At 62.5% G+C, this 12,513-nt stretch carries 5 protein-coding genes and 2 pseudogenes; all 7 read right to left on the bottom strand.

From position 1 onward, the window contains the following. Positions 1-23: 23 nt before the first annotated feature. Positions 24-554 carry a response regulator gene (locus AB4O11_RS19120; protein ID WP_034152602.1) on the bottom strand — a complete coding sequence of 177 codons (531 nt, stop codon included), beginning with the start codon at positions 552-554 and terminating at the stop codon, positions 24-26. A 219-nt stretch (positions 555-773) separates the two neighbouring features. Then, the gene (locus AB4O11_RS19115) at positions 774-1,535 is read right to left on the bottom strand and encodes a peptidylprolyl isomerase (protein ID WP_460127883.1); all 762 of its coding nucleotides are present in this window, start codon (positions 1,533-1,535) and stop codon (positions 774-776) included. A gap of 15 nt (positions 1,536-1,550) precedes the next feature. Continuing rightward, a pseudogene (locus tag AB4O11_RS19110) lies at positions 1,551-3,102 on the bottom strand (ABC transporter substrate-binding protein). A gap of 9 nt (positions 3,103-3,111) precedes the next feature. Beyond that, a complete protein-coding gene (locus AB4O11_RS19105) occupies positions 3,112-3,732 on the bottom strand; it encodes an SCO family protein (RefSeq protein ID WP_093439276.1) in 621 nt (206 codons plus the stop codon). After that, positions 3,729-4,379 carry an SCO family protein gene (locus AB4O11_RS19100; protein ID WP_460127882.1) on the bottom strand — a complete coding sequence of 217 codons (651 nt, stop codon included), beginning with the start codon at positions 4,377-4,379 and terminating at the stop codon, positions 3,729-3,731. Before AB4O11_RS19100 ends, AB4O11_RS19105 begins: the two co-directional genes overlap by 4 nt. A gap of 22 nt (positions 4,380-4,401) precedes the next feature. Next, positions 4,402-6,316: pseudogene (locus AB4O11_RS19095) on the bottom strand (YncE family protein); the annotation flags it as partial. 300 nt (positions 6,317-6,616) lie between these two features. Further along, complete coding sequence (gene mnxG / locus AB4O11_RS19090) at positions 6,617-12,451, bottom strand: manganese-oxidizing multicopper oxidase MnxG (RefSeq protein WP_460127880.1); 5,835 nt, start codon at positions 12,449-12,451, stop codon at positions 6,617-6,619. Positions 12,452-12,513: the final 62 nt, after the last annotated feature.

Here is a 12,513-nt window from a genome sequence, read left to right as displayed (position 1 = left end):
TGCCGGAACGTCTGTTCGCGCCATTACTCCCCGGTGAGCATTTGATCGTCGTCCGGTGCCATGGCGTGCAACTGTCGTCGCCGATCCGCCAACACCCAACTGCCATCGTACAACTGCAACGGGAAGCTCTCGGTCCTGCTCTGGCGTCGTTCGACAAAACCCTCGGAAGGGCTCGCACCGGGTTTCGCTTCGCGCTTGATGCCCAGAAGGTCGCAGACCGCCCGCGCCAGTTCCGCCAAGGGAAACGGTTTGAACAGGATGTGGCTGACCCCCAGTTGCCGCGCCCGCTCACAGACTTCAGCGGTCGGGTGACCCGTTATCAGCACAAAATGGCACGTCCTGTTCTGGCGGACCGCGTCGAGCACCTCAAAGCCTTCCATATCGGGCAAGCGGTAATCGAACACCAGCACGTCGGGGGCAAAGGTTTCGGCCAAACCGATAGCCGTCGCTCCGTCATGTGCAATCGCGACGTCCAGCCCCTGCGCCGACAGATAATCCTGAAGGTTCTGTGCAAGCAGCTGCTCGTCTTCGACAACCAGTACTTTGTTAACCAAGGTCGACTCCTTGAAACAGCAGGTCCGATGACCCCGCCCTGAGAGTGCGCCTTACCAGGGGTAACGCACACTTCATGCCAGGCTGAGCGCCGGTAATTTTATCTGTTCATGTCCTTGAATTTAATGACAATGCCCGCTCGTCCTGGTACCCCGTTCCCCAGAAACGGGGAAGCACCTGAATGGGCATCGAAGCCATTCCCCACTATTGGGGGGGAACCTTCAGTCGTCGTCAATTCGTTCGATCCTGTTCTGCACCCGTAATTGCGCGAGCACTTGGCGACGAGCCTGGGTCTGTTGCTGTCGGGCGAGCTCTGCCCTGACTGTATCCAGCCCCTGTAAATCTGGGACATCGGCGGCCTCCAAGTGGTTCGGCAAATAAATCACGTGCCAGCCAAACGGTGAACGCAGTGGTTGGCTGGCAAAACTCGCCCCGCTGACAATCGAGGCGCGCATTTGCATCAAGCGTAGACGCGCTTGAGCCACTGTGGCTGCATCTGCTTGCACGGGCACGCGGATCAACAGGTGACGGGGTTGCAAGGTATTGGCGCGGATCAGTTCGGCGAACATCTGCTGCGCCGCCAGTTCGCGGCGGGTGTACTCGGTGAAGGAGACCTCATCGAAACCGGCGTCCTGCAAGCGCCGGACGAATTTATCCGCGCCGCCGATGGCCATGCGGGTTTGCTCGATCTGCTGACGCAGCGCTTGCTCGTCGATCTGCCGGCCACGTTTCTGCGATTCCTGCCACAGCAATTCTTTGTCGATCAGCATTTGCAACGCGGCCTGGCGCAGTTCCTTGTAGGCCTTGGGGCTGCGAATACTCGTCACCGCGCGGCCCTGATCTTCCAGGTATTCGGCGAAGAAGCGCTCGAAGCGAAACCCGGAAATCTCCGCGCCGTTGACCCGTGCCACGGCCGGCTCGTTATTCGCCCACGCCAGCGGCAGCCAGCAAGTCAGCAGCAAGATCAGCGTTGTGAGTTTCATGATCGGGCCCTCCGTTCAGGGGCTGGCAACCATCGGTTTATAGGGTGCGACCAGATAGAAACGTTGATCGGGCAAATCCACGGTAACCACATGCGCGCCGCTCAAGCCCAGCCGTCGACCGGGACCGAAACTCAGGCGCGGGGTCAGGCCGGTGTCGAAGTCGTGCAGGCCTTCCAGCGCCGTCACCAGTTTCTCGCGGCTGGCGTCGCGGCCAGCCTGTTTCATGCCCTCGCTGAGCAGCAGCATCGAGGCGTAGGCGCCGACTTGCAGCACCGCGTGCTGAGCGCCGAGGCCTTGGCCTTCACGCAGTAACGTCAGGGCCATGCGCCCAGCCTCGGGTCCAGTCGCTGGGCACGAACGGATAGGCGAGAAACACCCGCCGGGTGAATCCGTCGGGGACTTGCAGCAGATCACCCGCCACCTGACTAGAGGCGGCAAACAGGTAAGGCACTTGCCCGGCGCTTTGCAGCCGCGTCGCCAGACGACTGAAGCCGCCGCCAGTGCCCAGATAAAACACCGAACGCGAACCCAGCGGCAGCGCATCCGCCGCCGGGTCGTAGGCTTGCAGATGGACTTTCTGCCAGCCGTGATCCTGCAAGTACTGGCCGAGGTTTTGCGCGGCTTGCGTCTGGATCGGGTCATCGGGATAAGCAATCAGTGTCGGCCCTTGCAGCACGCGCAAACTGGCCGTGGCGTAATCGGCCAGCGCGATCAACTGCTCACGCAATCCCGGTAATGGCTCGAATATCTGCGGACTGGCCTGCAGGGTGCCGAGGATCGACATCGGCCCGATCAGCGGCATACCGGCCTGTTCCAGGCGTGCCCCCAGTTCGCTGTCAAGAGCCGGTGCCAGTGGTGCGATCAGGGCGAACACCTGCTCCTGCTCGATCAACTGCTGCAAGGCTTGCTCGGCACTGGCGCGGTCCGGGCCGGGATCGATCACCGTCAAGCGCAACTGCCGGCCGTGAATGCCACCGGCCTGATTGATCCGCGCGACACTGCCGTTGAGCACCGCCGCAACGGTCATACCCTCCTCGGCCAGCGGCCCTTGGCTGGGCAGTAAGGTGCCCAGATGCAAGGTCTCGGCATCGAGGCCGGGATCACGCTCATCGGCGAGGCGTTTGAGATAGGCGGTGAGGTTGCGCTGATCCTTCATCGACAGCAGAAAGCGCGGCATGCTCGGGTCGAGACGGTTGTGGCCGGGGTCTCGGCCCTGCTCAATGGCCGTGGCCAGCGTGCTTTCGCTGTAGGCCGGATAGCTGCGGCCGTTGACCTGTTGCTGGCCATACGTGCTGGTCAGTCGCGCCCAGTTCAATTCGGGGGGACGCACGCCACCTTCAGGTCGGCCGAGGCCATCGGCGCCATGGCAATTGGCGCACGGCAGGCTGGTCGCCGGCAGCAACACATCCGCCGCGCCGACCCGTGCCATGATCGCTTCGCCACTGGCCGACAAACCTTGGCGGTACAAGCGTTTTCCCGCCGCCTCTTCGGGTGTCAGCGGCGCAGCGCTCGTGCCAAGGCTGACGCCGGCGAGCAGGACCAGGGCGAGGACGCGGCAGCGTTTCATGGCGCGGACTCAGCGGCCGGCCACGGGCATTGTCAGCAACTGCAAGCGCTGGGCAATGGCGGCAGCCGGGGCGTCGGGACGGATTTTGCTCCAGCGTTTATTGGCGACATCGCCGACGATCAACTGCGTGGAGTGTTGCTCTGGCGTCGGTACGATTTGGCCGATGCGACTCAATACCAAGTCCATCTGCGCCTTGTCGCCGGTGAGAAAAAGCCAATGAGGGTCATCGGAACCCTGCTTCAAGGTGTAAGCCTTGAGCACCGCCGGCGTGTCGCGCAGCGGGTCACTGGTAAGGGAAATGAAGGTGATGTCCTGCGCCTTGTCACCCAGCAGCTCGCGAACTTCCTTGAGCTTTTGCGTGATCAGCGGGCAGGCGTCATTGCAACTGGTGAAGATCACGTTAAGCAGGACGATGCGGTTTTGCAGCGCATCGCTGTAGAAGCGCAGGGTCGCGCCGTTCTGATCCTGTAAAGGCGTGTCGGTGAACCAGGTTTTCGCGTCGTGGGTGCCTTTGGCCGGGGCGGCGGCCACAGCGGCTGGCGGCTCAGAGACGTGGTCTTCGTGAGCAAACGCGACGTTACCAAGAATCCAGAAGCACACGGTCAGGGCGATCCAGTCGAGCAGTCTCATGGCTGTTGCTCCATGGCGATGGCTGTGTGTTTGGCGTGGGTGCGCAGGCCGCTGAGTTTTTCCACTTCCTTGGCCAACAGTGCTGGATCGGTGAAGCCGTAATAGCGCATCCAGTGACGATTGTTGCCGTCGCCGACGAGGATCAACGGTTGGTGATTCTTGAAGTCGCCGCTGAAACTGCCGAGGCCCTTGAGGGTTTCATTGATCGACTGCGGCGAGCCGGTCAGCCAGCTCCAGCCCGGCCCGCGCTGGAAGGTGCGGGCATAATCCTGCAGGCGTTTCGGGTCGTCGCGCTGCGGGTCGATGCTGATCGACACCAGTTGCACTTCGTTGCCGACCCGCGCACCGAGCTTTTTCTGCACCTTGCCCATGATCGACGAGACCACCGGACACACCGTGGTGCAACTGGTGTAGATGAAGCTCATGACGACGATTTTGCCCTGCACCAGATCCTGCTCCAGGCGCACTGTTTTGCCGTTCTGGTCGAGCAGCGGCACGTTGGCGAATTTCACCTGGGCGTGTTCCTGAGTGCTGCTGGCCGGGGCTTTGTGCCCAGCGTGTTCGTCTGCCGAGTGAGCGTTGGCGTATTGGATGCCAAGGCTCAACAGGCACAGGGTCAGCAGGCCACTGGATGCAAATCGGTTCATGTCGAAACTCCTCTTCAACGGGCTTGGCCGGGGCTACCCGAACACTGGCAAAGGTCTTGTCATCGAAACCGGCGCCCAAAGAGGCCGCACGCACATGCAGATACCAAGCGCCGCTGCGGTCGAGGGTGATCGGCGCTTCGTACACGCCGTCGGCGACTTCCAGCGCCGCCACTTCGCGGGGATGCGAGGTGGGCGCGAGGTAGTAGCGCAATTGCACGTCTTTCACGCCGCTGCGCTGGGTTTTGTCTTTGCCCTGCACGATGCGGAAACGCACGACGTAGGGGTCGTTGAGCGCCACGGCAGTCTTGTCGAGGAGGAACTCGACTTTCGGTGCGCCGAAGTGTTTTACCAGGGCGCCATTGGTTTCGATCTGCGCGGTAAAGCAGTGAATGATGTTCGGTTGATTGAGCAGGAACGCCACGTCAAAGCGCCCCGCTGCCGGCAGTTTCACGCGGGCGCTGTAGAGGCCCGGCGAGACTTCGCGCAAGCTGCGATCGATGACCATGGCGGCGCGGGCGATCTGGCCACGGTTGGGGTAGCCGGACATCGGCGCGTTCATGCCTTCGGCGTAGAAGTAGGTGGTGTTGTCGACCGGGTTGACCACGAACACCGCGTTGTCGTCGCGCGACACCGCCAGGCTTGAGGCCAGCGGCAAATCCCCAGCCAGACGCGGCGCTTGCGGGCCGGCTTCGAAACTCTGGCTGATCGGCTGGCGGCCTTCGCCTAAAGAAGACAGGTTGATCATGGTGACTTTCGGTGAAGCGAGTCCGCGGATGTAGGCGTAGGCCTGGGTGAACACCACCTGGTAGGGTTCGGCGCTGACGTCGAGGTCGTGAATGGCGCCGTTGGTCGCGGCGTCGATGATGCTGGCGCGGTTTTCCACGGTGTTGAGCACCACGCCGAAGCGGCCGTCGGCGCTGAAACCCATGGGGCCGAGGCCTTGTTGCAGTTTGATCACCCGGCGGATGGCGTGCGTGTTGGCGTCGATCACGGTCACGGTGCCGTCCTTGCCATCGGCCACATACACCGCGCCGGACAATGGCGAATAGGCAACTGATAACGGATGCGAGCCGGTTTTGATTTGCTCGACGATGTTCAGGCTGGCGATGTCGACCACGCTGACGGTGCCGTCGTCACGGTTGCTGACGAAGGCGAAGCGGCTGTCCTTGCTGAAGCTGATTTCGTGGTGGCCGCGCCCGGTCTGCAAGTATTTGAGGGGTTTGAGGCTTTGGCTGTCGATCACTGTGACGCCGGAGTCTTCGGTTTTGCTGGCGTTGTTGCCGACCCAGAGCAGACGTTCATCCGGTTGCAGCGCCAGGCGCACCGGTTGGCTGCCGGCTTTAATCGAATCGAGAACCTTGAATTGTTCGCTGTCGATGACGGCCACTTCGCCGGCCGTCGGCATGGAAACGAACACGCGTTTGTTGTCTTTGGGCGTGACCCAGTCCATCGGCGATTGCTTGAGTTCGATTCGCGCGAGCGTGCTGGTGATGCCGCCGACCGACACCGACGGATCGACCACAGCGATGCTCGCGTCGCGGTTCATCACCAGCAGGAAATAGCTGTTGAGGTCGAGCAACGGTCGCGCACCGATGTTGGATTTGAGAAACACCCCGACCCGGGCCTTGCAGCTCTGGTCGCGGCCCTGGGCCTGATCGGCGGCGAGGGTTTGCGGATCGACCCAGTGCCCCCGGCGCTACCCCGGACAACGGCTGGCCGGAGGCGCTGTCGGTGACGCGAAACTGCACATCGGCGAATTCACCTTCACGCAGTTTGCCGTCAGCGGCCAATGGCTTGAGGTTGAAATCCACCGCCACGCCGTCGCGGTTCAGCGTCTGACCCGCACCGGTTTGTGCCAGCGCAATCTCACTCAGCGTCAGCAACGCACCGGCCATGGCCAGCGTGCAAATACCGATGATGTTGATGATCCTGTTCATCTAACTCTCCCCTACCTCTTCACCTGGCAAAACACCGCCCCCCATGTGGGAGCGAGCCTGCTCGCGAAAGCGTCTTCCGCCTCACCCTCACAAACCGAGTTGCCCCCATTCGCGAGCAAGCTCGCTCCCACAAGGGATTTGCGTACATCCACTTCCTCACTGCCAACCACTGTCCCCTGTGGGAGCGAGCTTGCTCGCGAAAGCGGTCTGTCAGCCAACACACCTGTTGCATGTGCCGCCCTCTTCGCGAGCAGGCTCGCTCCCACAGGGATTTGCATCCACCGGGGCATTGCCGCTCTGCTACTGCCCCTGCGGCGCCGGTTCGGGTTCGTTGGTTACCCGCAGCAGTCCCCATAACCCGGAGGTGTTGCCGTAGGCGGCGTAATCGCGGAACAGATAATCCCCCGGGATCGCATTGCTGCCACCAGCGCTCGGGATCATGAAGCTGAAGTGCGCGGCCGGCAGGACGCTTTCGTGGGCGCCGATGTACATCGACATCGGGTTGTAGCCGAAGCGCACTGAGCCGACGCCCGGCGAGCCCATCGGATAGCCACCGACATCGCTCTTCTCGGCCTGGAACGGGTTCACTGACCAGACGTGCCCGTCGAGCTGGAACGTGGTGCCGCGACTGCCACCGCTCGGCATCAAAATATGCGTGCGGAACGGTTGCCCCGGTTTGGCATACAACACCGGCGTCTGCGGATCGCCACCCACCAGCGCATTGCTGTAGGCCATGTGCGCGTTGGTCATGTCGCCATAACCCGCGCCATCGGCATGCCCGAACGGTGCATCCGGGGCGAGGCCGAAGCGGTACCACAGCGGTTCGGTCTTGTAGTTGATCGCCATGCTCGAGTTGTCCTGCGGATCGGTCGGCACGCCGAAACCCTCAGCAGCAATCCCTTCCACCGGCCGACCATTGGCCCAACGGGTGTTCAACGCCTTGTGCCAGACCATCGCAAAGTCGCGGTAGCTGGTTTGCCCAGGCGCGGTGACCGTGGCGTTGACCTTGCGTGCATCGTCAATCCAGGTCGCGCCGATTGGCAGAATGCTCATCGCACCACCGAGGCCTTTTTGCGGTTGCTTGATCACGTCCGCCGGGGTGATGTTCAAGCCGCCGAACTCCACCGCTGTGGCGTTGATGTTGTCGACGCTGCGGCCCAGTTGAGTTACCGGTTTGCCTTCACGCTCCAGGTGCCCGGCGTAGTACTGATAGGTACGGGTCGGGTACGCGCCGCTGTTGCCGACACGCGGTGGCACGGTCTGAATCGGGTTGGCGCCGACATTGGCGCCGTCGGATTTGGTGATGTCGTACGCCAGCAATTGCGCATGCAGGCCGACGTGGCTGGACGGCCGCATCAGGTTGTTGCTGAAGGTGGTCGAGCCCAGACCACTGTTGCGATCACGCTTGACCATACCTTGCATCACCGCAGTTTGGGTCAAGTCGGGCATCACGCTCGGCAGACGGTTTTCCAGAGTGATGTTGATGCAATCCCCCGCGGCTGCACGCAGCACCAACGGCTCGACCGGAATGCCGGGTTTCAGCTTGCCACTCACCGGATCGAGATCGGATTTACGCACATAGAGAATCGCGGTCGGGTCATGCAACGGCCCGCTCTGCCCGCCGATGGTGATGGTTTCGCCATCTTCCGGATCGGTCACGGTGACTTGGGGAATGCTCACCGTGCGCGAGTTCAGCACCAGGGTGCCACCCGCCGGATTCAGCGGCCCGCCGACATGCTGACCAAGCCCTTCCGGGTCGCCGATGGTCAAGCCCAGCGCATTGCCGAGAATGTCGTTGGCCAGCGCCGCGACCACTTCGTAGTTGCGCTGCACCGTAGGCCGGGTGCCAATGCCGTTAGGGTTGGCGCCATAGCGCGGGCAACTGCCCTCGAACGCCACGGTGTTGCGCATGCCCGCCGGATTCGGGTTGTTGGGGATGGCGAACAGGTCGGCGCGTTTGGCGGTGTAGTTGCGCATCACGCCCCAGATACCGCTCCAGTAGCCTTCGATCGAAGCGTCCATCGAGTACAGATAATCACCCGTGGTCGCCGCCGAACTGGAGAGCATCGACACCGGCGCAATGAAGCCCATCTGCTCGGAAATACCGATCATCTGCGACGCGCGCCAGCCAGAGTTGGAGCTGTTGCCGAAACCGGAACCGCTCTGCAGCCATTTCACACCGTGCAGGGTGACGTTGTGCTCTTCCTCATGGCCGCCGGCATGCACCCGCAACCGCACGTTGTCGCCGGTATAGGTGCGCAGCATCGGCGTGAACGGATCGCCCGGCTCGGCGCCGCCCTTGTTGATGTGCGGTGGAAACAGCGTGGTACCGCCGGTGGGTCCGGTCGCCGAAGTGAGCAGATTCGGCGCCAGATTCATCGCCGGAATGGCGCGGTCGGTACGGCTTTGCATGGCGAACGACAGATCACCGCCGAGGCCGTCAGCCTGCATGCCGCGTTTGCCATCCGGGCCGACCTTGTTCGGGTCGTACACGCGCAGGGCCAGCGGTTCGTTGCGATAGTTGACGACGAACATGCCCGGATCATCCACCGAGATCGCCTGCGGACATGGCCGGCTCGGGCAGCCCGGCACCTGACCGCCCTGCACTTCCAGCACGCCTTCTAGCAAGTTGCTGGCGTTGTTGCGCACTGGCGGGTTGATCGCGTAACGGAAGCTGTCGGCGGTGGCCGGGAACGCCTGCGCATTCGGCACACCGTTAGGGCCGGCACCGACGTAAACGCCAGCTTCATAGGCGTGCTGGAAGTCGCTGTATTCGAGGAAGAACTCGCGGAAGCTGTCGTTCTTGCCGTCGCCATCGAGGTCGCCGGTGTTGATCACCGCCTGCCATGAGGTCGGCCCACCATCCTGGCGCGCGCCGCTGTACAACGGCTCGCCGGTTTCGGCGTGGAACCAGGTGGAACCGGCCGGCTCGGCAAGCACAGTCGCGTACAGTCCAATCTGCTGATGCGTCGATGGGCCTAAGTGGTCGTGGGTGAAGATGGTGCCGAGGCCGCGATCGACGCCTTTGGCGTTGACCACCGGATCGACGAACCAGCGCTGCATCGCCGTGCGCGCACCCAGCCAGTCGGCGCGACCATACTGGCCGAAAAATGGGTGGTTCCTGGCTATCGGGCAGGCCTGGGTGCCGTCACGTGGATCGGTGCCGGCGCACTGGTTGAACTCGCGGATCGCATGAATGCGTTCCTGCACGGCGCCGGGTGAGAGCACGCCGTCCTCGTAGTTCCAGCCGTTGGAGGAGCCGTCCGCCGAGGTCAGATCCCACTTCGGCAAGTGAATGTGCTGGCCGATTACGTCGGTCGGCGTGCGCACCTGATAGTCGTCCATCTCATAGGTGGCCGGGACCAGGTTGGTTTGCTGGTATTGCACGCAATCGAAAGTGTTCATGCGCATCACCAGCGGCTCTGGTGGACGTTGCTTGGTGATCACCGGCCAGGCGTCTTCCCACAGCGCGAGAATGCGCGCCTGCGGAAAGTGATAACCGACTTTGTTGTACACCGCGTCGAACTGAATGTTGGCGGCTTTGTAGATCCGTGGCCGGTCGGCGGTGAAGCTCGAGGCGCCGACAAAGGACATACCGTCGATGCGCTCACCGCTGGCGAACTCGCCGCTGCCGGCGTTGCTGGTCAGGCGTTTTTGCCGATCGTCCATGCACGGCTCGTAGTACGGCGCGCCGGCCATCGGCAAGGCACCGTTGGTGCGGAACGCCTTGGCGACCACTTGATTACCGGGCAGCAAGGCATAGCTTGGGTGATCTTTCTTCGCGTGGAAGGCCATCGCCGCTTGTTCGACTTCGGTGCCTTCTTCAGGCAGGTAAATCGGCTTGGCACGGCTGACTTCCTTGGAGAAGTCCAGCGAAGTGGTCACGGTGTGCGCTTCGCCACCGGCCGCGACGCCATCCAGTGCGTGACGCTGCAAGCCGCCATTCCAACCGCCGGACTGCGCCGGGTCGAGATTGGCCCACAGTGCCTTGCCGCTGGCCTTCAAAGACTGCGCGGTGGCCGCGTCGAGCATGTCCAGCGGCGGCGTTGGCGGACGTTGGCCGACCGAGCTTTCCATGCCGCCGATCCAGAACGGATAGCCAGGGTTTTTCAGGCTGCCGTCGGCATTGCGATTGGCTTCGCTGCGATCGACCAGCGCCAGCGAACCGATGGCTTGACCAGCGGCATTGCCGCCATGGTGCTCACCGTCGTCATCGCCCTCTTCTTCGTCATCGTCGTGATCATTTTCGGCGACCAGGATTTCGCCGATCTTCGGCACGACCACGACTTTGCCCGGCATTGGCGCCATGGCTTTGCCTGGAAGCGGCACGATGGCCGGAATCGGCGTACCGGCGACGATTTCGCCATCGGGCAAGGCCCGTGCGCCAGCCGCCGGTTTGCCACTGCGCAAGGCAAACGGTTCGCTGTGATAGCCGTCGGCGCCCTGCTGCGAAACATCGAGTCGCGTGCCTTCTTCGAACACGTCGTGCACCCGCCACATGGCCCACATGCCTTGGGCGAAGTGCGGATAGAAATGGCAGTGATAGATCGCATCACCGGCCACGCGGTTGCGGTTGCCCGAGCCACCGTTGGCAATTTCATAGGTATAACCGGCACCCGGGCCGATACCCTGGGCGTCGACGTAATCGGAGTTGTCGTCGTTGGGATTGAACAGCCACTGATGGCCGTGCAGGTGGAAGATGTGCTGCTCGTGGCCATTGTGGGTGTTGCGGAATTTGACGAAGTCACCGATGTAGCTGTGGTTGACGTTCGACGGCTCCGACGGATACAAGGCCATGGTGGCTTTCACACCGATCTGATCGGCGCGCGGTGTCTGCCCCGGGGCGATGTTCTCCAGCCCGGTGTTGGCCGGCACATCCACCAGCATCGCCACATCACCGACGGTGTGCGAGCTGAGGAAGAATTCTTCATAGGCACACGACAGGCAGTCGTGCATCGGCCCCACACCCAAGCGGTTGGCGACCACTTCGGCGCCCATACCGCCGGAGCCGTAGTTGATCATGAACGAGTCGCGGGTCGGCTCCAGCACATGGGCCATTACCGGGTCAGCCCAATAGGCCGGGAATGCTTGAGTAGCGGCGGTTTCGTCCTGGAATTGCGAGGCGAAATCGCGGAACGCTTCGAGGCGATTGGGAATCGCCGGGTTGCGTTTGCCCATCGACTCCAGCGGGTAGGTGCTGGATGGGAAACTGCCGTCGGCGTTGCTGCCCATGACAATCGCATCGCTTTCGCTGGAGATGATTTCATTGCCGTCGACCATGCCGATGATCGGCGTACCGGCCTTGCCTTCGCGCAACCACGGTTCGCGCTGCGGGTAGCGCGCCTGGTAATCGACGATCGGTTGGCCGGTGGGTGCGCGGCCGGTGGTGGCCAGGCGCATTTCTTCTTCGGTGAGGGTATTGCGATAGGTGCGACCGCCCTTGGGCAGCACGACGACCTGGCCGAACAGACCATTGGCAACGTTGCCGGCCGCGCCCTCGCCACCAAACGTCGCGCCTCGGCTGCTGACGGCAAACGCGCCCTCACGTTCGGCGAACAAGGTGTAGGAACGGCTGGAGCCCGGAGGCACCAGGCTGTTGGCGTTACGCCCGGTGAATGAAGAGATGTCATCAATGCTGTTCACTGCTTGCAGGCCGTTGACCTGGAAACCGACGTGACGATCCGCCACCTGCTCATCGACTTTGAAGGCTTCGGCGCCGTTGGCGTTTTCCGCGCCCTCTTCTTCGCCCAGGTTTTCAAAGTGCTTGTTCGGGTTGGCCTTATAGTCGAGCAGGTTCTGCAGATTGATCGTCAGGCAATCGCCGGCGGCCACACGCAATACCAATGGCCGAGGGCGCTTGTCCGGACGCAGCGAGACTTTGCCCGGCACTGCGGCGCCGCCGTAAGCCAGCGACTGCTCATGTTCATCGACCACGTCGCGGCGCAGGGCGAACATCATGCCGTTGATGTTCTGCGCACCGAGGCGGTTGAACATCAGTGGTTGATCGAAGGCGACGACGTTGGCCACCAGGTTGCGCTCGCAACGCACGGCCGCGCCGGCCAGCTCGACGCTGAGCATCGAGGCCAGAATCACCAGCCAATTCAACAGAGACGGAGCGTGATGAATGCCAACCATGATCAGTAACCTCGTAGTGGGTGCTCTTGGGAACACTTCTCGACAAATGCCTCGGAGCAATC

This window comes from Pseudomonas sp. H1_D05 (assembly GCF_054682705.1).
The sequence above is the reverse complement of the archived record's forward strand: the minus strand, read 5'-3'. Positions and strand labels throughout refer to the sequence as shown.

Coding starts and splice junctions, on each gene's coding strand:
- mnxG (WP_460127880.1), bottom strand. CDS start 12,451: ATGGTTGGCATTCATCACGCTCCGTCTCTGTTGAATTGGCTGGTGATT.
- AB4O11_RS19105 (WP_093439276.1), bottom strand. CDS start 3,732: ATGAGACTGCTCGACTGGATCGCCCTGACCGTGTGCTTCTGGATTCTT.
- AB4O11_RS19115 (WP_460127883.1), bottom strand. CDS start 1,535: ATGAAACTCACAACGCTGATCTTGCTGCTGACTTGCTGGCTGCCGCTG.
- AB4O11_RS19100 (WP_460127882.1), bottom strand. CDS start 4,379: ATGAACCGATTTGCATCCAGTGGCCTGCTGACCCTGTGCCTGTTGAGC.